The organism is Kitasatospora sp. NPDC086791 (genome assembly GCF_040685975.1).
Taxonomy (GTDB): Bacteria; Actinomycetota; Actinomycetes; order Streptomycetales; family Streptomycetaceae; genus Kitasatospora.
In genome coordinates, this window is the sequence record NZ_JBFBOC010000017.1 from 1 (window position 1) to 22,268 (window position 22,268).

The window sequence follows — 22,268 nt, forward strand, 5'->3', positions numbered from 1 at the left end:
TGAGCGCCCAGTTGGCGAGCTGGGAGACGGTGATGCCGAGCACGATCGCCATCTGCTGGAAGGAGGCCAGCCGGCCGCGGTAGGCGGTCGGCGGGCCGTACGGTCAGGGGACGGTGTCCGGGGGAGGGGAGACGGGGGGTCAGTACACCTTCACGCCGTAGGCGGCCAGCGCGGCGTTGACCGGCTGGTAGAAGGTGGTGCCGCCGACGGTGCAGTTGCCGCTGCCGCCCGAGGTGAGGCCGAGCGCCTTGGTGCCGTCGAAGAGCGGGCCGCCCGAGTCGCCGGGCTCGGCGCAGACGTTGGTCTGGATCAGGCCGCGCACGGTGCCGCCGCCGCCGCTGTAGCGCACGGTGACGTTGAGCCCGGTGACCCGGCCGCTGTGCGTGCCGGTGGTCGAGCCGGTGCGCTTGACCTGCTCGCCGAGGACCGCGTTCGGGGCGGAGGTGAAGCCACCGGGGTGGCTCAGGGCGGGGTTGTCGTAGCGGACCAGCGCGTAGTCGTGGCCCGGGAAGGTGGAGGAGAGGGTGGGGCCGATCAGGGTCTTGTGGGCGGCGTCGGTGTACCACTGCGCGGCGACGTTCCCGCAGTGTCCGGCGGTGAGGAAGTAGTGGTCGTGGGAGTCCGCCACGTTGAAGCCGAGTGAGCAGCGGTACTGGCCGCCGTAGATGGCGTCGCCGGCGGAGACCAGCGGGGTGAAGGCGCCGGGGACGCGGCGGACCGTCAGGACGGACGCGTCGCCGCCGGAGACCTGGGTGAGCCGGTTGAGCGCCGCCGTGGAGACCGTGCTGTCGGCGGTCACCACGACGCGCCCGGCGGCCTCGTCGATGTACCACGCGGTGCCGTCGACCTCGGCGTGCAGGACGGCCTCGCTGATCGCGGCGAGCTGTTCGGGTTGGGGGGTGCGGGCGGGGGCGGCCGCGGCGCCCGGCACGGCGACCGCGGTGGCGGTCAGCAGGCCGAGGGCGACGGCGAGCAGGCGGGTGCGGCGTCGGGTGGTGCCGGGGCGGGGGGTCCCGCGCTTGGTCCTCACCGATCTCCTCCTGGGAGTGCGGCCCCTGGGGTTCAGGGCCGTGAGGCGCGGTCAGACGGCGGGCTGATCCCGGCCGTGCTGTCCGGAAGCGCGACGGATGATCTGCCCCTGACAGGCGCTGACCGGAAGTATCAGGAAACGGACCTTTCGGTACAAGCTTCCGGGCCGGGTGTCGGCCGACCGTGCGCGGTCGGCGGAGTGCACGGGGAAAAGTGTTATCGGTGCGGTCCGGTGCGGTCTCCCAGGTGCGGGAACGGGCGCACGATGCCGCGGGTGAGGGTCCGCGGCGGGTCAGCGGAGTTCGATACGGGGCGCTCCGCGCGGAGGTACACCTCCGCCGCGTCCGTTCCCGGTGCGCCGCCGGATCGTCCCGTCCGGCCGAGCGCGCCCGGCGGTCCGCACGCTCCCCCCACGGCGGCGGACCGCCGGGGTCACCCCCGGACTCGGGTGGCGCTCCGGGCGGCGGCCTGGGCACGGGTGAGCCGCCAGACCTGCTCCTCGCCGGTCTCGGCCGGGGCGACCGCCTCGCAGCGGCGGAGCAGGTGCGCGGTGAACCCCAGGCGGGCCGGGACGGCGCCGCTGGCCCGGTTGGCCGGGTCGTGGACGATCTCGACGTACTCCACCCCGGGCAGGCGGAAGGCCTGCTCGACCAGGGCCGCCGCAGCCCGGGTGGCCAGCCCGCGGCCGGTGGCGCCGGGGTGCAGCCAGTAGCCGATCTCGCAGGCGCCGTCCGGGGAGTCCTCGCGCCGGTACAGCCCGCAGGCGCCGAGGATGGCGCCGTCCCGCACGATCGCGTACGCGAAGTCCCGGCCGCTCGCCCAGCGTTCCGCCCGGGTGGCCAGGTACTCGGCGGTCTGGGCGCGGCTGTGCTCGGCGACCCACGCCATCCACGGGCGCAGGTGCTCCAGCGACTCCTCGATGACGGTGAGGAGTTCCGGGAGGTCCGCCTCGCCGGCGAAGCGGCGCAGCGTCACCTCGCCCAGGGCGATGACGGGCCGGGGGGAGGCGGGGTGGGCCGTGGGTTCCGTGCGTGCCGTGGGTTCCGTGGGTTCCATGGGGAGAGGATGGTCCGTGCCCGTTTCATCGGGCAACCGGATTCGGCGGCTGCGGGGGCTGCGGGGGCTGCGGGGGCCACGGCGGGCGGGCGGCGGCGCGGGTGCGGAGGAGGCGGAGCAGGGCGCCGAGGCCGGCCGCCGTACCGGCGACGGCGAGCAGGGAGGCGTCGGAGAGGCCCAGCAGCGAGAGGTCGAAACGCCCGCCGGTGGCGGCCCCGGTGAACTCCGGGCCGACCAGGCCGCCCGGGTCCTCGGTGACGCTGACGTGCTCGCCGACGGTGTCCCCGGCGCCGCAGGTCACCGAGCTGCCGTGCCCCGGGTCGTCCTCGTAGCGCACGGCGCAGGAGTACGAGGTCGTCTTGCCGTGGCTCACCCGGACGCCGGTGACCGTTCCCGGGTGCGCGACACCGCGCAGGCCGAGCACGGCGGCCTGCGCGGTGTTCATGGCCAGCAGCGGCACGCCGATCAGCGGGGAGAGCACCAGCGCGATGGCCACCAGCCGCAGCGCGGCGGACCGACACAGGCTGAGCAGGGCGTAGAGCAGGCCGACCAACCCGGTGATGACCACCACCAGCGAGGGCACCAGCAGCCACGGCCCGAAGGCGCCGAGCGCCCCGCCGATCGGTAGCAGGACGGCGGCGGCCGGGATCCACAGGGCCGTCAGCAGCGGCCGGCGCGGCCACGGCGGGTCGGCCTCGGTGCCCCGGCCGCGCCGCTTCCCCCGGCCGCGCCTCCGCCCCCGGCCGGGGGCGGAGGTCTCGCTTCGCGTCATGGCGGGAGATCCTGCCAGGTCGGGCGGCCGAGGGCGAAGCCCTTTCGGGGCCCCTCCGGCGACGTACGTCCGGGCTGCCGTCGCCGCTCGGGCCGCTACCGCTCGCCGACCGCCGGCAGGACCGGCTTCACGTCCAGCACCGGGGTGCCGTCGATCGCCTCCAGGCCGCTGACCCGCAGCCGCAGGCCGTCCACGGCCAGGACGGTGACCCGGTGCAGCCCGATCGGGTTCGGCCGGTCCGGCGAGCGGGTCGCGAACACCCCGGTCTCCGGCCGGGAGCGGTCCCCGCGCGGACGCACCGCCAGCACCTCCCGGTCGGCCCGGTCCAGCCAGGTCAGCAGCAGCACCTCCTGCCCGACCGTCAGGTCCCGCACCCCCCGGTCCACCGAGGCGTCGAACACCACCCAGGCCTCCGGCCCGCCCTCGTCCCCCTGCCGGGGCGCCCCGGCCCGCTCCAGCAGCGGCGACTCCACCCGTCCGATCTCCCGCACCTCGAAGCGCCGCTCCCGCTCGCCGCGCCCCTGGAAACCCCTGTCCGCCATTGCGCCCTCCGTGCACCCGGGACTCCGTCTGCCCGCACCGTAGCGGGCCCGGCCGTCCGTGGCCGGGTGCAGACTGGAGGTTCCCTCTCGTGGTCGATGGCAGAGATGAGACGCCATGAACGAGTACGACGGTGAACTCCCCATCCGCAAGCCGGTCTTCAACACCGAACCCGACCGCCTCCCCGACCCCGACCTCGACCCCGACCCCGACCTCGACCCCGACCTCGACCCCGACCGAGCCGACCGGCCGGAGTGGACGTACCCGTCGCTCCGGCGGGGCCCGCGCACCGCCACCCACCACGACCCGCACCGCCGGTCGCAGGACGGACCGCGCAACGAGCAGCGCGAGGCCTACCAGGAGCGCTACGCCCGCGCCGCCGCGAGCGACGGGCACGCCGTCGAGATCGAGCCCCGCACGGCCGACGGCCGCCTCCGCACCGCCGTCCTGGTCACCGGCGCGGACGGCCGCCGCTTCGGCTTCGAGCCCCAACTGTCCTACGCCACCGCGCAGTCCGTCCGGCGGCGGAACCGGATCGCGCGGCAGGACGGCATCACCGCGGTCTGGCACACCGTCGACCCGAAGGCGCCGCTCATCGACCGGGTGCCCTGGGCGCGGACCGACGACCTGCCGGCGCAGGCCATCCGGGAGGACCGCGACCTGCTGGTGCGCGGCGGCGTGCGCACGCTCCGGCTGCTGCCGTGCGACCGCACCGACCCGCGGCCCTGCCCGGTCCGCGGCCGCGGCCGCTGCCACCGCCGGCACCCGTACTGGGAGGTGCTGGCCCCGCGGATCGACGACTTCGTGCGCAGGGTCGCCGCGGGCGTCTACGTCCCGGTCGCCCTGTGCACCGGCTCCGGCGGCACGCTGCGCCTCTGGGTGCCCGAGGAGGACCGGCGGCGGTTCGTCGCCCACGGCGGGCAGCTCGCCGATCCGGACACCCGGCCGCTGATCCCCCGACAGCGCGGCTCCTCGACCGGCCGGCGCGCGGAGGAGTGCGTCCGGGGCCGCACCCGGCGGCGCGGCGCAGGCCTCCCACCGCTGCCGCCCCGGGACACCGGGGAGCCGTACGGCGTGCCGCCGACGGTGAGCGTCCCGCCGCCGGCCGGCCGGGTGATCCCGCCGGTGCGCGTGGGCCACTGCTCCGCCGGGTGGACCCCGTGCGGCGCCCCGGGCGCCCGGCTGTACCCGGGCGGCTGGTACTGCGACGACCACCGCCCGTGAGCCCCGCGCCGGCCGTCGGGCCCGGCCCGCGCGGACGGGGGCACACGGGACGGCGGTCGGTGGGGCCTCGGCCGAGGAGATCCGGGAGTGGTCGCGGGCGGGGGAGCCCCGGGCGCGGCCTGCGGCGGCTTCGCCGTCGGGACACGCGGTGGTGGGACTCCACCCTGGTCGTCGGGTGGGCGCCGGGACTCGCGGAGCCGTCGACGCCGCGGCACCTGGACGGTGATCCGGACGAGGATCAGACCGGTCTCGGCCCGGGAGCGAGGAGTTCTCCGGGGACGGGCGTTCGGACGGGCGGCGGGATGGCCGGATGTTGCAGAGTCCCGTCATTGCCGCCATCACCGCCCCCGGGCGAGGGTGGGGGCATGGACGACGCACTCCGACTGCCGCACCTGGTCGTCATCCCGGTCTTCGCCGGGGTGAACGCGCTCGACGTGACCGGGCCCGCCGAGGTCCTCGCCCTGGCCGGGCGGCTGCTGGCGCCGGACCGGCCCGGGTACGAGGTGCGGGTGTGCGCCGAGCGGAGCGGGCCGGTGGACACCTTCTCGGGGGTGCCGCTGTACGTGACCGCGACGCTCGACGGGGCGCGGGTGCGCCCGGACACCGTGCTGGTGCCGGGGCGGGTGGACCTCGGGCCGCACGGGCCGGTGCCGCGGGTCGACCCGGCGGTGGTGGCTTGGCTGCGGGAGGTCGGCCCCGGGGCCGGGCGGGTCGCCTCGGTGTGCGCGGGCGCGCACGTCGCGGCGGCGGCCGGGCTGCTGGACGGGCACCGCGTGACGACCCACTGGGCGACCGCAGAGCGGCTGGCCGCCGACCATCCGGCCGTCGAGGTGGACGCCGACCCGGTGTTCATCCGCTCCGGGCGGCTGTGGACCAGCGCGGGGCTGACCACCGCGATGGACCTCACGCTCGCCCTGGTCGCGGAGGACCACGGCGACGACCTCGCGCTGGAGATCGCCCGGATCATGGTGATGTACCTCCAACGCCCCGGAGGGCAGAGCCAGTTCAGCGTCCCGCTGGCGCACCGCACCGGCGGCCGCGCCGAGCTGCGGAGCCTGCGCCGGTGGATCGGTGAGCACCTGGACGCCGACCTGTCGGTCCCCGTGCTCGCCGACCGGCTGGCCATGAGCGAACGGCACTTCGCCCGGGTCTTCCGCGCCGAGACCGGCACCACCCCCGGGTCGTACGTGGAGGAGCTGCGCCTGGAAGCCGCCCGCCGACTGCTGGAACGGACCGACCACCCGCTGCCGGGCATCGCCCGGGCCTGCGGCTTCGGGTCCGTCGAGACACTGCACCGGGTGTTCCGCGACCGCCTCTCGACCACCCCCGGGGACTACCGGCGCCGTTTCCGCGTCGGTACCGCGAAGTGACGGAAACCGACCGAACCGACCGACCGACCGAACCGACCGAGCCGGCCTACCGAACCGACCTACCGACGGACCGAAGGAAGACCATGAAGATCACCGCCACCCACATCGGCACCGCCACCGTCCTGCTGGAGATCGGCGGGCTGCGGCTGCTCACTGACCCGGTCTTCGACCCGGCGCCCGCCGAGTACCGGCGCGACCCGGTGGTGCTGCGCAGCACCGGCGGGCCGGCCGTCGGCGCGCACGAGCTGCCGCCGGTGGACGCCGTGCTGCTCAGCCACGACGAGCACCCCGACAACCTGGACGCCACCGGCCGCACCCTGCTCGCCGGGCGCCCGGTGCTGACCACGGTCAGCGGCGCCGGCCGACTCGGTGGCGGCGCGCTCGGCCTGGCGCCCTGGCAGAGCCGTGATCTGACCGTGGACGGCCGGAGCCTGCGGGTCACCGGCACGCCCGGGTTGCACGGGCCGGTCGGGGACGTGACCGGCTTCGTGGTGGAGGTGCCGGGCGAGGAGGAGGTCCTCTACGTCTCGGGGGACACCGTCCACATCCCCGAACTGGACGAGGTGGGGCGGCGGTTCACCGTCGGGACCGCGCTGCTGCACCTCGGCGCGGCCCGGATCGAGGCCTTCGGTGGCGGCGAACTGATCACCATGGACGCGGCGCAGGCCGTCGCGCTCACCGCCTCGCTCGGGGCGCGCCGGGTCGTTCCGGTGCACTACGCCTCGTGGGAGCACTTCACCGAGGGCCGGGACGCGACCACCGCGCAGTTCGCCGCGGCGGGCCTGGCGGACCGCCTGCACTGGCTCACCCCGGGTGTGCCGGAGCTCCTGGGGTAGCCGTCCGCCGACGATCGCGCCGCTGTACGACTAATCCACCCCTGTGGGTGGTCCCGGCGTATCGCTGCCGTCGCGCGCCGGTCGGCGCGCCTATAAAGGGCCCGTCCTGTTGATCAACTGATGGGCTCTCACCATGTTGCAAGCCGCTCTGCGGGTGCTCGCCGCAGTCTCGCTCGCCTCCGCCGTCTCCGCCGTCGCCGTCTCCCCGGCCGCCGCCTCCCCGGCCGCGCCCGCCGTGCCCGCCGTACCCACGGTGCGGGCGGCCGCGGACGACGACCTGACCACCCCCTGCGGGCCGGTCCGCGACTACCGCGCCTCGGACTGGTGGCGCACCACGACCGAGCCGCAGATCGCCCAGACGGTCGCCTCCGTCGCGACGAACGAGCGCTGGCAGTGGCGCAACGACGTCAACACGCTCTGGCGCGGCGACACCCGCGAGAACGTGGAGGACATCTTCCGCACCGGCTTCACCCCACGGGGTGACCAGGTGACCCCCCTCGCCGAGTACATCGTCCAGGGCGGCGGGCAGAACAGCGCGCACCTGAGCACCAGTTGCGAGATGTGGGTGGCCCAGAAGTTCGCCACGTACGGGGCCGACAAGACGGGCTGGGTCTACGAGATCTACGCCCCCGGCGGCATCGACGTCAACGCCACCGCCCGGCTCAACAGCTACCAGTCCCCCTACCTCTGGAACAAGGAGATCGACTTCCCCGGCGGGGTCGAGGGCTGGTACCTCAAGGGCGCCTGCAAGTACCACCTGACCTACACCGACCCGGACACCAAGGTCAGCACCTTCGAAAACCTCGGCTGCAAGACCAACGCCGGCTTCGCGCCCTACCGGTAGGAGCCGGACCGCCGGACCGTCGCACAGCCGGACGCCGCCGTCGGGCGGGCTCAGCGCGGGCCGACCGGGGGCAGCCGCTCCAGGATCCGCTCCATGCCACTGGTCCAGTTGGCCTCCAAGGCGGTGACGGCCTGTTCCGTGTCGCCGTCGAGGAGGCACTGGGCGATCCGCTCGTGCTCCTCGGCGGCGCGTTCGAGGATCTCGTGGTCGCCGACCACCACCCGCTCGTAGCGGTGCAGGGTCAGCTTCAGCGAGTCGATCATCTCGCGCAGCCGGGTGTTGGCGCAGCCGGAGAGCAGCAGTGCGTGCCAGGCGTCGTCGTAGCGCTCTATGGTGCCGTGCGGGGCCTGCGGCGCGGAGAAGGCGCGGGCCTCGGCCAGCAGCCGGGGGGCGATCGCGGACAGGTGCGCCGGGTCGGAGGTGCGCAGGGCCAGCGACTCCAGGGCGATCAGGATCGCGGTGAGGTCGAGGAACTCCTGCTTGCCGGTGGGCGCGAAGCGGAAGCCCTTGCCGCGTTCGCTGGTGATGATGCCCTCGCGCTCCAGGCTGATCAGGGCCTCGCGCAAGGGGGTCCGGCTGACGCCCAGTTCCTCGGCGAGCTGGACCTCGTTGATCGACTCGCCGGGGGTGAACCGGCCGCGGCCGAGCTGCTCCAGGAGTTCGTCCTTCACCTGCTCGCGCAGGGGCCGCCGCTCGATCGCCATCGGGCTTCCCTTCTGTCCGGTTCCGTAGCGTACCGGCCGGGCGACCGGTGCTTCCGCCCGGCCGCCCGGACGACCGCGGGTCGTGCGGGGTGCCGGGCGGGCTCGGGCTCAGGCGGTGCCGGCCCCGTCGACGGCGATGACCGCGCCGCTGATGAAGGCGGCGGCGTCGCTCGCCAGGAAGGCGACGGTCTGGGCGATGTCCCGGGGGCGGCCGATCCGGCCGAGCGGGCGGTCGGCGGCGTCGGCGTAGAAGGCCTCGGGGCTCTCGCCGAGTTGACGGGCTTCCTCGGCGAGCATGCCGGTGTCGGTGTCGCCCGGGCAGACGCAGTTGACCCGGATGTCGTCCGGTCCGTGGTCGATGGCCATGGCCCGGGTCATGTTGACCACGGCGCCCTTGGAGGCGCAGTACGAGACGGCCCGGGCGCCGCCCCTGATGCCCCAGCCGGAGCCGGTGTTGACGATGCTGCCGCCGCCGGCCGCGGCCATCAGCGGGACGACCAGCCCGCTCAGCAGCATGATCGAGCGGACGTTGACGGCCATCACCAGGTCCCAGTCCTCGTCGGTGATCCCGGTGACGGTGGAACGGCGGATGATGCCCGCGTTGTTGAACAGCACGTCCACACCGCCGTGCTGGTCGACGGCGGTGCGCACGGCCCGCTCGCAGTCGGCGCGCCGGGAGACGTCGCAGTGCACGAAGGTGCCGCCGATCTCCTTGGCGGCCGGTTCGCCGCGCTCGGCGTCGAGGTCGGCGAGGACGACGGCGGCGCCGAGTTCGGCGAGCAGGGCGGCGGTGGCCCGGCCGATGCCGGAGGCGGCGCCGGTGACGATCGCGCGCTTGCCGTGCAGGTCGATCATGGGGGAGCTCCTCTGCGGGTCGGATTCAGGCGGATCGGTCGGGCGGGCGGATGAGGCGGATCGGTCAGGCGGACAGCCGGTAGACGGCGCCGGAGCGGCGGCCGGTGATCACCCGGACGTGGCCGGAGAGGGCATCGTCCAGCGCGGGATCGCCGGTGTCCAGGAGCAGCGGGCGGCCGGCCAGGGCGGCGAGTTTCGCCTCGGTGGCGAGGACGAGCAGCCGCTCCCGGCCCGCGGCGCGCAGCAGTTCGGGGGTGAGCTGCTGGTTGCCGCGCCCGAGCAGGAAGCCCTGGCCGCCGATGGGGGAGAGGGCGATCCAGGGGGCGGCGGGCAGGGCGCGCAGCTGGTCCGCCCGGACGTCCCGGAGCAGCACGCGGGCGGTGCGGTCGGGCAGCAGCCGCAGCAGGTCGACGCCGGTCAGGCTGGCGTCGGGCGCGCCGAGCGCGGTGGCGACGGCGTGGGTGGTGCTGCCGGGGCCGAGGACCAGCAGCCCGCCGGGGCCGACCCGTTCGGCGACTTCGGCGGCGAGGCCGGCGGGCGCCGCCGGGTCGGGCCCGGTGCTGCCGGTCTTGCGCTGCTGGACCCGCTCGGGCAGCACCGGGACGGTGAGCCGGCCGTACAGCCGGGCGGAGACCCGGCCCTCGCGCAGCGCGGCCTCGTCGCGGTCCACGACCTCGGCGGGCTCCAGCCGCACGCCGCGGCCGGTCACCCAGGCGGAGGCCACCTCGGCGGCCGCGCGGGGGTGGACGGCGAAGACGGCGGAGTGCATCTTGACCCCGGCTGGGATCCCGAGGACGGGCAGCCGGGGCTCGGGGCCCAGCGCGTCGAGGACGTCCCGGGCGGTGCCGTCACCGCCGCAGAACAGCAGCAGTCGGGCACCGGCCGCGACCACGGCGCGGACCGCCGCGCGGGTGTCGGCGGCCGTGGTGTCCGGGCCGGCGGGCCGGTGGACCACCCGCGCGGGCCGGGCGGCGGCTGCGGCGGCGTCGGCGCCCATCGGCCCGGCGGCGGTGATCAGCTCCACCCCGGGGAGGTGCCGGAGGGTGAGCGAGGCCCGGCGGACCGCCTCCGGCCGGGCCCCGAGCGCCCGGGCCCGCCGCTGGATCTCGGCGCCGTCGCTGCCCTTGAGGCCGACCCGGCCGCCGAGACCGGCGACCGGGTTGACCACGAGCCCGACGGAGGGTCCGGTCACGGCTGCTGCTCGCCGAGGACCTTGCGGCGGTAGGCACGCCAGCTGACGGCCCAGACCGCCGGGTCGTCCAGCGGTTCGGGCCGGATCCGGTGCACGGTGGAGCGGTGCGGGGCGGTCCGGACGATCTCCGGGTCCTCGTACGCCTCGCGGGCGACCTCGGCGAGGATCGCCGCGTACTCGTCCAGGTCGGCCCGGGAGTAGGACTCGGTGGGTTCCAGGGTCATCGGCTCGGGGACGACGTACGGGTGGTGGCTGGTCCAGTAGTGGGTGCCGAAGTCGGCGGCGCGGAGGCCGAGGTCCTCGCTGTGCAGACCGGTGTCCTCGTTGAGCCGCTGCCAGCTGTACCGGACCTGCTCGACCCGGGGCCGCCCCTCGGCGTACGGGACGGACACGCCGGGGATCCGCCGGACCCGGTGCAGCAGGTAGTTGTTGTTGAGCACGGCGGTCTCGGCGGCCTCGCGCAGGCCCTCGGCGCCCAGCGACATGATCCAGGCGTAGGCGCGCACCAGGTTGGGGACGACGCCCAGGTACGGGCGGATCTTGCCGATGGACTCCGGCCGGTCGTGGTCGAGCCGGTACCGCTCGCCGTCGAACTCGACGGTGGGGCAGGGCAGGTGGGGCGCCAGCTCGGCGGTGACGCCGCAGGCGCCGGCCGCCGGGCCGCCGCAGGCGTGCGGGGTGGAGAAGGTCTTGTGCAGGTTGAAGTGGCACAGGTCGAAGCTGGCCTCGCGGGCCCGGGTGATGCCGAGGATGCCGTTGGCGTTGGCCTGGTCGTAGGCGCACAGGCCGCCGGCCTCGTGGACGATCCGGACGAACTCGGCGATCCGGGGGTTGTAGATGCCGGTGTCCTCGGGGTTGGTGATGAGCAGCGCGGCGGTGCGCGGGCCGACGGCGGCGCGCAGCGCGTCGAGGTCGGGGTAGCCGTCGGCGTCCGGGTGCAGGGTGGTCACCCGGTACCCGGCGGTCTTGGCGCAGGCCGCGTTGGAGGGGTGCGAGAAGGCGGTGGTGATCACCTCGTCGCGCTGCTCCGCCTCGCCGCGGGCGGCGTGGTACGCGCGGATGACGGAGACGTTGGTCCAGATCGCGGCGGAGCCGGCGCCGGGCTGCAGGCTGACCCGGTCCATGCCGGAGATCTCCTTGAGCAACTGCTCCAGTCGGTACACGAGTTCGAGCACGCCCTGGACGGTCGAGGCGTCCTGGGCCGGGTGCAGGGCGGAGATCCGGGGGTCGCGGACGAAGGTGTCGTTGACCTTGGGGCTGTACTTCATGGTGCAGGTGCCCTGTCCGACGTCCACGTTGAGGTCGGCGCCGAGGTTCTCCTGGGAGAGCCGCAGGTAGTGTCGGAGCACCTGCTGCTGGCCGAGTTCGGGCAGCGCGGGCGGGGTCCGGCGGCGCAGCGCGGCGGGCAGCCGGTCGGCCGGGTCGCCGACGGCGGCGGTGACGGCGGGCTCGGGGAGTGGGGGCAGGACGCCGCGTTCGCCGGGGGCGCCGAGTTCGAAGACCAGCTTCTCGTCCCAGCGGGCCTGGTGGAAGCGGCGCAGCGCGGGTTTGCGGGCGATCCGGGCATCGACCGGTTCGTTGTGCTGACGATTCGTCACTTCGCGATCTCCTCCAGGGTGTCGGCGAGGCGGTCGAGGTCGGCCCGGGTGTGCTGCTCGGTCACGCAGTACCGGCCCTCGCGCGGGCCGGCCGGCGTCCCGCCGTGCAGGCCGCGGGCGAGCAGGGCGTCGGCGATCTCGGCGGCGGTGCGCGCGCCGGTGTAGCGGACGGTGAAGTCGGCGAAGTGCACGGCCGCGGGGTCGTCGAGCTCGATGCCGGGCACCTGAGCCAGGCGCTGCCGGGCGTAGGCGGTGTGGGCGAGGACGGTCCCGCCGATCTCGCGCATGCCGTGCGGACCCATGAGCGCGAGGTAGACGCCGGCGGCGATGCCGTGCAGGGCGGCGGCGGTGCCGACCCACTCCTTGCCCTCCTCGCGCAGCGCGAAGGAGGTGCGCTCGTACGCGACGTCGCCGAAGCCGTACTCGCCCGGGACGTCGGTGGGGGCGAGGCCGAAGAGGCGGCTCGGGTACTCGGCCACCAGGCGTTCGTCGTCGGGGCTGCCGATGAAGCCCGCGTTGCCGCCGCCGAAGCTCGGGTGGATGCCGAGCGGCTGGAGGTCGCCGCAGGTGAGGTCGGCGCCGAGGTCGGCCGGCGGGCTGAGCACCCCGAGGCTCAGCGGGTTGACCTGGACGACCGCCAACGCTCCGGCCGCGTGGGCGAGTTCGACGTACTCCGGCAGCGCCGGGTCCACCCGGCCGCGGTGGTCGGTGAGTTGGGCGTACACGGCGGCCACGTCGCCGCCCGCGAGCGCGGTCCGGACGGCCGCCGGATCGGCGGTCACCGGGTGGAGCCGGTGCGCGCCCCGGGTGTAGTCGCGGATCCGGGAGAGCCGGTCCGGGTCGATCGCGCCGACCAGCAGCAGCCGGTGCCGCCCGGTCGCCCGTCCGGCCATCCGCAGCGCCGTCGCGGCGGCCTGGAAGCCGTCGTACGTCGGCACGTTGACGACGTCGACGGCGAGCAGTTCGGCCATCAGCGACTGGTACTCCCACAGGGCCTGGAAGCGGCCGTGGTCCTCGTAGGGCTCGCCCGCGTAGGCGGTCAGGAACTCGCTGCGGTTGACGATCTCGTCCACCACGGCGGGCACGTGGTGGCGGTAGCAGCCGGCGCCGAGGAAGCTGCGGCCGGGCGGGACGGCGGTGTTGCGGGAGAGCAGCTCCTCCAGGTGTGCGACCAGCCGGGCCTCGGAGCGGAACGGCTCGGGCAGCCGCAGCGGGCGGTCCAGCCGGAGCGCGGCCGGGATGTCGGCGTAGAACTCCTCGACGTCCTGGGCGCCGACCGCCGCCAGCATCGCTTTCCGCACCTGCGGGGCGGAGTTGGGGATGTACGGGTGGGTTCGGGGAACGCGTGTGCTCATGCCGGCACCTTCCGCGATTTCCGTCGCAAGCCTTGACGGGCTTCTGAATGCTGAGTTCTGTATACAGCATTCGGCATTCACCAGTCGGGAGGCAAGATGTCCGCACGAACCCGGCCCGGAGAACATCCCCAACCCGCCCGTGAGCAGCGGGAGTTCGGTCGATCTCCGTCCCGTCGCCGACTGCTCTCCGCCGGACTCGCGGGCGGCGCCGCGCTGTTGACGGGCGCCACGGGCTGCGCCACCGGCGGCGGTGGTCCCGCGGACGCCAAACGGCTCACCGGCAGCCCGGGCACCGCCGTCACCGGGAAGGTCACCGTCTGGTCCTGGGACACCGCGGCCAAGGCCCTGCAACGGCTCGGCCGGACCTTCGAGCAGGCCCACCCCGGAACCACCGTCGAGGTCCTGGACATCGGCTACGACAACGCCTACGACAAGATCACCGTCGGGCTCGGCGCCGGCAGCGGACTGCCCGACGTCCTCACCGTCGAGGGCCACAAACTGCCCAGCTACCTCGGCAACTTCCCGAACGCCCTGGTCGACCTCACCGGCCGGGCCGGCGGCCTGCGGTCGCAGTACCCGCAGGCCGCCTGGCGCACGGTGACGGACGCCGGGGGCCGGGTCTTCGCCCTGCCCTGGGACAGCGGCCCGTGCGCCCTGTTCTACCGGCGTGACCTCTTCCAGCAGGCCGGCATCGACCCGGCCGCCCTCGCCACCTGGGACGACTACCTCGCCGCCGGCACCACCCTCAAGGCCGCCACCGGCCGGAAGCTGCTCATCCTCGACGGCAAACGGGACAGCCTCTTCGCCCAGCTGCTCCAACAGCAGGGCCAGGCCTGGTTCGTGGACGGCAAGGTGGCCGTCGCCTCACCCGCCGCCGAACGCGCCCTCACCCTGCTGAAACAGCTGGTCGACCGCGACCTCGTCGACTTCGAGAACGGCTGGGACGGCCTGGTCTCCGGCACCCACGACGGCAAGGCCGCCACCACCCCCACCGCCGCCTGGTGGGACGGCACCCTCACGACCGATCTGGCCGACCTCAGCGGCACGTTCGGCGTCGTCCCGCTGCCCGCTTTCACCCCCGGCGGACCGCGCACCTCCAACAGCGGCGGCTCCACCCTCTGCGTCACCGCGCAGAGCCGGAACCCGGAGACCGCCTGGGCGTTCCTCGCCCACCTGCTCGCCGACAAGGCCAACCAGGCCTCGATGATGCAGCACGAAGGGCTCTTCCCCGCCTTCCTCCCGGCCCTGGACGACCCCTACTTCCAGCAGCCCTCCCCCTACTACGCGGGCCAGTCCGTCATGCGGCTGTTCGCCGACCTCGCCCGCGCCATCCCCACCGTCGAGCGCACCGCCGACGACGCCAAGGCCGGCGACATCGTCACCACCGCCGTCAACCAGGTGCTGCACAACGGTGCCGACCCGGGCACCGTCCTGCGCTCCGCCGCCCGCCAGATCGCCACCGCGACCGGCCGCCAGACGGCCGCGTAGGCGGGCGCCGTGACCAGCAGCCTCCCGGCCCCGCCGGGCGAACCCGGGCGCACGGCCGCCCGCGAACCGGCGGCCCGCGAACCGGGGCCCCTGAGCGCCGCCCTGACGACCGCTTCGACAGCCGGCCGCAGACTCGCCCGCAGCACCGCCCGCGCACCGGGCCGCCGAAAACCGCTCCCCGAGCACGGCTCCGCCCGCCGCCGGCACTCCCCGCACCGGGCCGCCTGGCTGTTCGCCGGGCCCACCGCCGCCCTCTTCACCGCCTTCTTCGCCTACCCGCTCGCCGCCAGCCTCTACCAGAGCTTCACCGCCCGCCGCGGCGGCGCCAACGTCTGGGTCGGCCTGGACCAGTACCGCCGGCTGCTGCACGACCCGGCCTTCCTGCAGTCGCTGACCAACACCGGCCTGATCCTCGCCGTCCAGGTGCCGGTCATGATCGGCCTGGCCCTGGTGCTCGCCGTCCTGCTCAACCAGTCCTGGCTGCGGTTCCGGGCCGGCTGGCGGGCGGTGTTCTTCCTGCCCGCGATCACCACCCTGGTCGCCTACGCCGTGGTCTTCCAGGTGCTGCTGCGCACCGACGGCGGCCTGGCCAACCAGCTGCTCCGGGCGCTCGGCGCCGGCCCGGTCGACTGGCTCGACTCGCCCACCTGGGCCCGCGTCTCGCTGATCGGCTCGGTCACCTGGCGGTGGACCGGCTACAACGCCGTCATCCTGCTGGCCGGCCTGCAGGCGATCGGCCGCGACCAGTACGAGGCCGCCGCCCTCGACGGCGCCGGCACCGTGCGCACCCACACCCGGGTGATCCTGCCGCAACTGCGGCCCGTCGTGCTGTTCTGCGTCATCACCTCCACCATCGGCACCCTCCAACTCTTCGACGAGAACTACGTGCTGACCCGCGGCGGACCCGGCGACGCGACCCTCACCCCGGTGGTCTACCTGTACAAGGTCGGCTTCCAGCAGCTCGACTTCGGCTACGCGGCCGCCATCGCCTGGGCCGTCGTGCTGATCATCGCGACCGTCTCGCTGCTCCAGTTCCGGCTCTACGGAAGGGAACGCCGCCGATGACCGTCCCGCCGAAGGCGGCGTCACCGAACGCGGTGCCGGCGAAGGCAGCCCTGCCGAGGGGCCGGCGACCGGCCACCCCGCGACCGGCCACCCCGCTGCCCGCCCGCCTCGGCCGCGCCGCCGTCCTCGCGGCCCTCACCCTCGGCGCCGTCGTCAGCCTGGTGCCCTTCGCCTGGATGATGATCGCCAGTACCCACAGCAGCTCCGAACTCTTCCACTCCCCACCGCCGTTCCTGCCCGGCGGAGAGCTGCTGCGCAACCTGGCCCACCTCCAGCAGAGCATCGGCTTCGGCCGGGTCCTGCTCAACAGCCTCGGCATCGCCGCCGTGCACACCGTGCTCAGCTCGCTGCTGTCCGCCATGTGCGGCTACGGGCTCGCCAAGTACCGCTTCCGCGGCCGCGGTCTGCTGCTCGGCGTGGTGCTGGCGACGATGATGATCCCGCTGCAGGTGCTGCTCGTCCCGCTGTTCCAGATGATGGCCGGCCTCGGCTGGATCGACAGCTACCAGGCCGTGGTCCTGCCCTTCCTCGCCAACTCCTTCGGCATCCTGCTGATGCGCCAGGGCTTCCTGGACTTCCCCGACGAACTGCTGGAGTCGGCCCGGATCGACGGCTCCGGCGAGCTGCGCACCTTCTACCAGGTCGTCCTGCCGTGCGTACGGCCGCAGTTGGGCGCGCTGGTGATCTTCACCTTCATGGGCCAGTGGAACGGCTTCATCTGGCCGCTGCTGATGCTCAACACCGAGGACAAGTACACCGTGCCGGTCGCCCTCAACACCCTGACCGGAATGACCCACGTCGACTACTCCGGCCTGATGCTCGGATCCCTCCTGGCCACCCTCCCGCTGATGCTGCTCTTCCTGCTCTTCCAACGGCAGTTCGTGGCCGGCCTGCTGGGCGGAGCGCTGAAAGGATGACCGTGGACCGTCTCACCCGGGTGCCCGGCCTGCTGTACGGCGGGGACTGGAACCCCGAGCAGTGGCCCGAACAGGTGTGGGCCGAGGACGTGAAGCTGATGGCCGAGGCCGGGGTCAACCTGGTCACCGTCGGCGTCTTCTCCTGGGCCCGCCTCCAACCCGACTCCCACCGACGGGACTTCGGCTGGCTGGACCGGCTGCTCGACCTGCTCCAGCGGCACGGCATCGCCGCCGACCTGGCCACCGCCACCGCCTCGCCGCCCGCCTGGCTGGTCCGGGCCCACCCCGAGCTGCTGCCGGTCACCGCCGACGGCGTCCGGCTGGAGTTCGGCTCGCGCCAGCACTACTGCCCCTCCTCGACCGCCTACCGGGCCGCCGCCGTCCGGCTCACCCGGATGCTCGCCGAGCGCTACCGCGACCACCCGGCCCTCGCCCTGTGGCACATCCACAACGAGTACGGCGACCACGTCCAGGAGTGCTTCTGCCCCGCTTCGGCCGCCCACTTCCGCCGCTGGCTGCGCGAACGGCACGGCACGATCGGGGAGTTGAACCGTTCCTGGGGCACGGCGTGCTGGTCCCAGGGCTACGGCTCCTTCGAGCAGATCGAGCCGCCGCGCACCGCCCCCGGCCCGGTCAACCCGACCCAGCTGCTGGACTGGCGCCGGTTCTGCTCGGACGCGCTGCTCGCCCTGCACCGCGCCGAGAAGGCCGTCCTCGACGAGGTCTCGCCCGGCGTACCGGTCACCACCAACTTCATGTCGATGCTCAAGGCCCTCGACTACTGGGAGTGGAGCCGGCACGAGGACCTCGTCTCCGACGACGCCTACCCCGACCCGGCCGACCCCCGCGCCCACGTCAACGCCGCCATGACCTACGACCTGATGCGCTCGCTCAAGGGCGGCCGGCCCTGGCTGCTGATGGAACAGGCACCCTCCGCCGTCAGCTGGCGGCCGGTCAACCTGCCCAAACGCCCCGGCCTCCACCGCCTCTGGTCCCTGCAGGCCCTGGCCCGCGGCGCCGACGGCATCCTGCACTTCCAGTGGCGCGCCTCCTCCGCCGGCGCCGAGAAGTTCCACAGCGCGATGCTCCCGCACCGGGGCACGGCCTCGCGCGGCTGGCAGGAGACCGTCCGCCTCGGCGCCGAACTGCGCCGCCTCGGCGAACTCGCCGGCAGCCGGCTGCACGGGCGCACGGCCGTGCTGCTCGACTGGGACAGCTGGTGGGCACTGGAGCTGGACGACCACCCCTCCGCCCGGATGCGCTGGCTCGACCTGCTCCGCCCCTGGTACGCGGCGCTGTACGAGCGCGGCGTCACCGTCGACTTCGTCCCGCCCGGCGCGGACCTCGACGACTACCGACTGGTGCTCGCTCCCAACCTCTACCTGCTCGACACCGCCACCGCCGACCGGCTCACCGCCCACGTCCGGGCCGGCGGCCACCTGGTCTGCGGCCCGTTCAGCGGCATCGCCGACCGGCACGACCACATCCACCCCGGCGGCCACCCCGGCCCGCTGCGGGAACTGCTCGGCGTCGTCGTGGACGAGCACTGGCCGATCCCGGACGGGACGAGCACGGCCGTGACCCTCGGCGGGGCTACGGGAGCTGCACCCGGTGCGGCCCCGGGCGCGGGCGCCGGCGACCGGGAGCTGCGCGCCGAGCACTGGAGCGAGTGGATCGAGACCGAGGGCGCCGAGACCCTGGCCCGCTACGCCTCCGGCGCCCTGGCCGGCCTGCCCGCCGTCACCCGCCGCCGGTACGGCACGGGCAGCGCCTGGTACCTGAGTTGCCACCTCGGCACCGGCATCGGCCGGGTGCTCGACCTGCCGCTCGCCGAAGCCGGGGTGGGCGCCGAACTGCCGGGCCTGCCACCGGACGTCGAGGCCACCCGCCGGCACGCCGCCGACGGCACCCGGTACCTCTTCCTGCTCAACCACGGCCCCGCCGAACGCCGGGTGCCGCTCGACGCACCCGGAACCGACCTGCTCACCGGCACCGCCGTCGCCACCGCAGCCACCCTCGCGCCGCTCGGCGCCGCCGTCATCCGCATCCCCGCCGCCGAGGAGCGCCCGTGAACCCGCTGTCCCGCCGCCGCCTGCTGGCCGGATCCGCCGCCCTCGCGGCCGCCGGCACCCTCGCCGCACCGGCCGCGCACGCCGTACCCGCCGCACCGGCCGCCCCCGCCGCACCGGCGGACACCGCCGACCCGGCAGCCCGGCCCGACGAGCAGTACGCCGACGTCCTCGACCTGCACGGCACCCCCGCCCAGGCCTACCCCGGCGACCCGAGCGGCAACAACCCGATCACCGTCTTCGCCGACCTCGGCGCCTGGCACGCCTACGCCCTGCCACGCCCCACCGACCCGCCCGGCGGCTTCACCGGCCCGCTGTACCTGGCCCAGGAGTACCCGTGGTGGCTCAGCGACGGCCTCACCCGCCTGCGGCTCACCGAGCAGGACCGCACCCTGGACCTCACGGCGGGCGCACCCCCGCGCGCCACCGCGCTGCCCGGCCTGCTCCGCCAGTCCCACGACCTCGGCGGCGGCCTCGCCCTCACCCTGGAACTGCGCTTCGCGGGCAACCGCACCGCTCTGCTCCGGGCCCGCCTCAGCAACGGCGGACCCACTGCCCGCACCCTGCGCGCCGCCTGGACCGGCACTCTGCTGCGGCCCGCCACCGGCCCGCAGCGCGAGGCGCCGCGGCTGGTCGCCGGGGAGCGCGGCCCGGAGGTCCGGTTCGCCCGCGTCCGGCAGACCTGGGACTACCTGACCGACGGCACCGAGCGCTTCACCGTCCGCCACGCCCGGCCGGTGCGGGTCACCGTGGACGGCGACGGCCACCGCACCGAACTCGTCGAGCCGGTACGGCTGGCGCCCGGGCAGTCCCGCACCCTGGACTGGACCGAGAGCTACACCTTCACCGACGCCGAACACGACCGGGCGACGGTCGAGTCCGACGCCGCGCTGCGCGCCCCCGAGCGGGTCGCCGCGGCCGGCGCCGCCCGCTGGGCCGGGTACGTCGCCCGCGCCACCGAGGGCGTCCCGGCGGCCCGCCGCCGGACCGCCGTGAAGTGCGTGCAGACCCTGGTCACCAACTGGCGCAGCCCGGCCGGGCGGATCCGGCACGACGCCGTCACACCGACGCTCTCGTACAAGTGGTTCAGCGGGGTCTGGGCCTGGGACACCTGGAAGCAGGCCGTCGGCACCGCCCTCTTCGCGCCCGGCCTGGCCGCCGACCAGATCCGGGCGGTCTTCGACCACCAGGTCCCGCCCGGCGCCGCCGACCGGCCGCAGGACGCCGGGATGGTCCCGGACTGCGTCTTCTACAACGACCCGAGCAGCGGCGGCGGCAACTGGAACGAGCGCAACTCCAAGCCCCCGCTGGCCTCCTGGGCGGTGTGGGAGGTCTACCGGCGCAGCGGCGACCGCGCCTTCCTGCGCGAGCTGCTGCCCAAGCTGACCGCCTACCAGGACTGGTGGTACCGCACCCGGGACCACCACGGCGAGGGCCTGTGCGAGTACGGCGCGACCCTCGACCCGGCCAACGCCACCCCGGAGGACTGCCGGCAGGCGGCCGCCTGGGAGTCCGGCATGGACAACGCCCCGCGCTTCGACGCCGCCACCGTGGTCCCCAACCGGGACGCCGACGGGACGCCGCTCGGCTGGTCGCTCACCCAGCGCTCCGTCGACCTGAACGCCTACCTGGCCGCCGACCACCGCCACCTGGCGGCGATCGCCGCCGAACTGGGCGACCGCTCCACCGCCGAGCGGCTGCGCGCCCGGGCCGGGCGGATCGACGCCGCCGTGCGCGACACCATGTACGACCCGGCCGGCGGCTGGTTCCACGACACCGACCTGGCCACCGGCGCCCGGCTCACCGCGCGCGGCCGCGGCATCGAGGGCGCGATCCCGCTCTGGTCCGGCACCGCGACCCCCGCCCAGGCCCGTACGGTCCGGCGGCTGCTGCTCGACCCGGCGGAGTTCGGCACGGCACTGCCCTTCCCGACCGTCGCCCGCAGCTCGACGGCCTTCGACCCGGCCGGGTACTGGCGCGGACTGGCCTGGCTCGACCAGACCTACTTCGCGATCGAGGGCCTGCGCCGGTACGGCTGGGACGGGGACGCCCGCCGGACGGTCGAGCGGCTGCTGGCCACCGCCGCCGGGCTCGGCGGTGACGGCCCGCTGCGGGAGAACTACGACCCGTTGACCGGGGAGGGGCGCAACTCGACCAACTTCAGCTGGTCGGCGGCGCTGCTGCTGCCGCTGCTGCGGGAATGAGCGGCTTTGGCTCCCGGCGGTCCGAGCAGGCATGATCGGGGGCATGGTCGAACGAGTCATTGCAGCGTGTGACGGAGCAGCCAAGGGCAACCCGGGCCCGGCGGGCTGGGCGTACGTGGTGGCGGACGCCGCCGGGGCGCCCCAGCGCTGGGAATCCGGCGCCCTCGGGCACAGCACCAACAACGTCGGCGAACTGACGGCGCTGCAGCGGCTGCTGGCGGCGACCGACCCGGCCGTGTCGCTGGAGGTGCGGCTGGACAGCACCTACACCCGCGACTCGGTGACCAAGTGGCTGAAGGGCTGGAAGCGCAACGGCTGGAAGACGGCGGCCGGCAAGCCGGTCGCCAACCAGGAGCTGATCCAGGCGATCGACGCGCTGCTGGATGGCCGGGACGTCACCTTCGTCTACGTCCCGGCCCACCAGGTGGACGGCGACCCGCTGAACGCCATCGCCGACCAGGCCGCCAGCGACGCCGCCCGCACCCAGCGGGACGCCGCCGGCACCGCCGCCGACCTGCCCGAGCCCGACCCGGCCGCCGCCGCCAAGCCCCGCACCACCCGCGCCGGTACCGGCTCCCGCGCGGCCGCCGGCAGCGGAGGCACCGGCGGCGCGGCCGCGAAGCGCAGCTCCTCGGGCACCTCCCGCACCCTCGCCGCCCGCTACCCGGGCACCTGCCCGTGCAGCCGCCCGTACGCCAAGGGCGACAAGATCACCAAGGTCGGCTCCAGCTGGGGCCACCCGGAGTGCGTCACCGCCCACGCCTGAGCCGTTTCCGCCCGGGGCCGTTTCCGCCCGGGGCCGATCACGGCTGAGTCCCCGGGCGCCGCGCACCGTACAGGTGGGTGGGCAGGTTCGGAGGAAGGTGAGTGCGGTGATCGTCTCGGAGACGGCGGAGTTCCACGTCGGGGACGAGGTGTGGGTCTACCGGGAGTCGTCCTACGCCGCGGTCGAGAGCGCCGTCGTCGAGGCGGCTCCGGAGGACCGGAGCCTGCGGCTGGTGTTCGCCGACGGTCACCGCAGCCATCTGCGCTCGGGGCGGGTCGAGGTGCCGGCCCGGCGTTCCGCGCGGGCGGCGTAGGGCCCCTCCCCGCGCAGGGCGGAACGCGACCGGCCGACCGCGCAGTCGCGGTCGGCCGGTCGTGGTGAAGC

The 22,268-nt window shown here is 74.8% G+C and carries 20 protein-coding genes; 11 read left to right on the forward strand and 9 right to left on the reverse strand.

The annotated features are described in order from the left end of the window. Positions 1-139: 139 nt before the first annotated feature. The 4 genes from AB0Q99_RS21910 to tsaA all read right to left on the reverse strand — a co-directional run bounded on the left by AB0Q99_RS21910 (position 140) and on the right by tsaA (position 3,399). A complete protein-coding gene (locus tag AB0Q99_RS21910; RefSeq protein WP_363574233.1) occupies positions 140-1,030 on the reverse strand; it encodes a S1 family peptidase in 891 nt (296 codons plus the stop codon). A 431-nt stretch (positions 1,031-1,461) separates the two neighbouring features. Continuing rightward, positions 1,462-2,085: a GNAT family N-acetyltransferase gene (locus tag AB0Q99_RS21915; RefSeq protein WP_363574235.1), complete on the reverse strand. Its 624-nt coding sequence runs from the start codon at positions 2,083-2,085 to the stop codon at positions 1,462-1,464. A 25-nt stretch (positions 2,086-2,110) separates the two neighbouring features. Next, positions 2,111-2,857, reverse strand: a complete 747-nt coding sequence (locus tag AB0Q99_RS21920) for a hypothetical protein (RefSeq protein ID WP_363574237.1) — start codon at positions 2,855-2,857, stop codon at positions 2,111-2,113. Positions 2,858-2,952: 95 nt separating this feature from the next. After that, positions 2,953-3,399: a tRNA (N6-threonylcarbamoyladenosine(37)-N6)-methyltransferase TrmO gene (gene tsaA / locus AB0Q99_RS21925; protein ID WP_363574239.1), complete on the reverse strand. Its 447-nt coding sequence runs from the start codon at positions 3,397-3,399 to the stop codon at positions 2,953-2,955. A gap of 115 nt (positions 3,400-3,514) precedes the next feature. Here tsaA and AB0Q99_RS21930 point away from each other — a divergent pair, with 115 nt between their 5' ends. From AB0Q99_RS21930 to AB0Q99_RS21945, 4 genes are all read left to right on the forward strand, one after another. Then, the gene (locus AB0Q99_RS21930; protein ID WP_363574241.1) at positions 3,515-4,621 is read left to right on the forward strand and encodes a hypothetical protein; all 1,107 of its coding nucleotides are present in this window, start codon (positions 3,515-3,517) and stop codon (positions 4,619-4,621) included. A gap of 365 nt (positions 4,622-4,986) precedes the next feature. Further along, complete coding sequence (locus AB0Q99_RS21935) at positions 4,987-5,991, forward strand: helix-turn-helix domain-containing protein (protein ID WP_363574243.1); 1,005 nt, start codon at positions 4,987-4,989, stop codon at positions 5,989-5,991. Positions 5,992-6,074: 83 nt separating this feature from the next. Continuing rightward, the gene (locus AB0Q99_RS21940) at positions 6,075-6,827 is read left to right on the forward strand and encodes an MBL fold metallo-hydrolase (RefSeq protein WP_363574245.1); all 753 of its coding nucleotides are present in this window, start codon (positions 6,075-6,077) and stop codon (positions 6,825-6,827) included. 133 nt (positions 6,828-6,960) lie between these two features. After that, positions 6,961-7,671: a hypothetical protein gene (locus tag AB0Q99_RS21945; RefSeq protein WP_363574247.1), complete on the forward strand. Its 711-nt coding sequence runs from the start codon at positions 6,961-6,963 to the stop codon at positions 7,669-7,671. 50 nt (positions 7,672-7,721) lie between these two features. Here AB0Q99_RS21945 and AB0Q99_RS21950 read toward each other — a convergent pair whose 3' ends face one another. From AB0Q99_RS21950 to gcvPA, 5 genes are all read right to left on the reverse strand, one after another. Continuing rightward, positions 7,722-8,375, reverse strand: coding sequence for a GntR family transcriptional regulator (locus AB0Q99_RS21950; protein ID WP_363574249.1), 654 nt, complete (start codon positions 8,373-8,375; stop codon positions 7,722-7,724). A 108-nt stretch (positions 8,376-8,483) separates the two neighbouring features. After that, positions 8,484-9,230, reverse strand: coding sequence for an SDR family oxidoreductase (locus AB0Q99_RS21955; RefSeq protein WP_363574251.1), 747 nt, complete (start codon positions 9,228-9,230; stop codon positions 8,484-8,486). A 64-nt stretch (positions 9,231-9,294) separates the two neighbouring features. Next, a complete protein-coding gene (locus tag AB0Q99_RS21960) occupies positions 9,295-10,422 on the reverse strand; it encodes an NAD(+)/NADH kinase (RefSeq protein WP_363574253.1) in 1,128 nt (375 codons plus the stop codon). Continuing rightward, entirely contained in the window at positions 10,419-12,020 is a 1,602-nt protein-coding gene (gene gcvPB / locus AB0Q99_RS21965; RefSeq protein WP_363574255.1) for an aminomethyl-transferring glycine dehydrogenase subunit GcvPB, read from the reverse strand. The genes AB0Q99_RS21960 and gcvPB overlap by 4 nt, the downstream gene beginning before the upstream one ends. Beyond that, positions 12,017-13,375, reverse strand: a complete 1,359-nt coding sequence (gene gcvPA / locus AB0Q99_RS21970; protein WP_363574257.1) for an aminomethyl-transferring glycine dehydrogenase subunit GcvPA — start codon at positions 13,373-13,375, stop codon at positions 12,017-12,019. The genes gcvPB and gcvPA overlap by 4 nt, the downstream gene beginning before the upstream one ends. A 96-nt stretch (positions 13,376-13,471) precedes the next feature. Between gcvPA and AB0Q99_RS21975 the strand changes: the two genes are divergently transcribed. From AB0Q99_RS21975 to AB0Q99_RS22005, 7 genes are all read left to right on the forward strand, one after another. Then, positions 13,472-14,863: a sugar ABC transporter substrate-binding protein gene (locus tag AB0Q99_RS21975; protein ID WP_363574259.1), complete on the forward strand. Its 1,392-nt coding sequence runs from the start codon at positions 13,472-13,474 to the stop codon at positions 14,861-14,863. Positions 14,864-14,872: 9 nt separating this feature from the next. After that, on the forward strand, positions 14,873-15,928 hold the full coding sequence (locus tag AB0Q99_RS21980; RefSeq protein ID WP_363574261.1) for a sugar ABC transporter permease: 1,056 nt from the start codon (positions 14,873-14,875) through the stop codon (positions 15,926-15,928). Then, positions 15,925-16,845 (forward strand): carbohydrate ABC transporter permease, encoded by a 921-nt coding sequence (locus AB0Q99_RS21985; protein WP_363574263.1) that lies wholly within the window; start codon positions 15,925-15,927, stop codon positions 16,843-16,845. The genes AB0Q99_RS21980 and AB0Q99_RS21985 overlap by 4 nt, the downstream gene beginning before the upstream one ends. Then, positions 16,842-18,917, forward strand: coding sequence for a beta-galactosidase (locus AB0Q99_RS21990; RefSeq protein WP_363574265.1), 2,076 nt, complete (start codon positions 16,842-16,844; stop codon positions 18,915-18,917). The genes AB0Q99_RS21985 and AB0Q99_RS21990 overlap by 4 nt, the downstream gene beginning before the upstream one ends. After that, positions 18,914-21,118, forward strand: coding sequence for a trehalase family glycosidase (locus AB0Q99_RS21995; protein ID WP_363574266.1), 2,205 nt, complete (start codon positions 18,914-18,916; stop codon positions 21,116-21,118). The genes AB0Q99_RS21990 and AB0Q99_RS21995 overlap by 4 nt, the downstream gene beginning before the upstream one ends. A 43-nt stretch (positions 21,119-21,161) precedes the next feature. Beyond that, positions 21,162-21,884, forward strand: a complete 723-nt coding sequence (locus AB0Q99_RS22000; protein WP_363574268.1) for a ribonuclease H — start codon at positions 21,162-21,164, stop codon at positions 21,882-21,884. A gap of 106 nt (positions 21,885-21,990) precedes the next feature. Further along, positions 21,991-22,197 carry a hypothetical protein gene (locus tag AB0Q99_RS22005; protein ID WP_363574270.1) on the forward strand — a complete coding sequence of 69 codons (207 nt, stop codon included), beginning with the start codon at positions 21,991-21,993 and terminating at the stop codon, positions 22,195-22,197. The last annotated feature ends 71 nt before the right edge of the window (positions 22,198-22,268 follow it).

Bases quoted from the DNA above. Each gene is read 5' to 3' on its own strand.
- AB0Q99_RS21915 (WP_363574235.1), bottom strand. From the start codon at position 2,085: ATGGAACCCACGGAACCCACGGCACGCACGGAACCCACGGCCCACCCC.
- AB0Q99_RS21920 (WP_363574237.1), bottom strand. From the start codon at position 2,857: ATGACGCGAAGCGAGACCTCCGCCCCCGGCCGGGGGCGGAGGCGCGGC.
- tsaA (WP_363574239.1), bottom strand. From the start codon at position 3,399: ATGGCGGACAGGGGTTTCCAGGGGCGCGGCGAGCGGGAGCGGCGCTTC.
- AB0Q99_RS21930 (WP_363574241.1), top strand. From the start codon at position 3,515: ATGAACGAGTACGACGGTGAACTCCCCATCCGCAAGCCGGTCTTCAAC.
- AB0Q99_RS21935 (WP_363574243.1), top strand. From the start codon at position 4,987: ATGGACGACGCACTCCGACTGCCGCACCTGGTCGTCATCCCGGTCTTC.
- AB0Q99_RS21940 (WP_363574245.1), top strand. From the start codon at position 6,075: ATGAAGATCACCGCCACCCACATCGGCACCGCCACCGTCCTGCTGGAG.
- AB0Q99_RS21945 (WP_363574247.1), top strand. From the start codon at position 6,961: ATGTTGCAAGCCGCTCTGCGGGTGCTCGCCGCAGTCTCGCTCGCCTCC.
- AB0Q99_RS21950 (WP_363574249.1), bottom strand. From the start codon at position 8,375: ATGGCGATCGAGCGGCGGCCCCTGCGCGAGCAGGTGAAGGACGAACTC.
- AB0Q99_RS21955 (WP_363574251.1), bottom strand. From the start codon at position 9,230: ATGATCGACCTGCACGGCAAGCGCGCGATCGTCACCGGCGCCGCCTCC.
- gcvPA (WP_363574257.1), bottom strand. From the start codon at position 13,375: ATGAGCACACGCGTTCCCCGAACCCACCCGTACATCCCCAACTCCGCC.
- AB0Q99_RS21975 (WP_363574259.1), top strand. From the start codon at position 13,472: ATGTCCGCACGAACCCGGCCCGGAGAACATCCCCAACCCGCCCGTGAG.
- AB0Q99_RS21985 (WP_363574263.1), top strand. From the start codon at position 15,925: ATGACCGTCCCGCCGAAGGCGGCGTCACCGAACGCGGTGCCGGCGAAG.
- AB0Q99_RS21990 (WP_363574265.1), top strand. From the start codon at position 16,842: ATGACCGTGGACCGTCTCACCCGGGTGCCCGGCCTGCTGTACGGCGGG.
- AB0Q99_RS22000 (WP_363574268.1), top strand. From the start codon at position 21,162: ATGGTCGAACGAGTCATTGCAGCGTGTGACGGAGCAGCCAAGGGCAAC.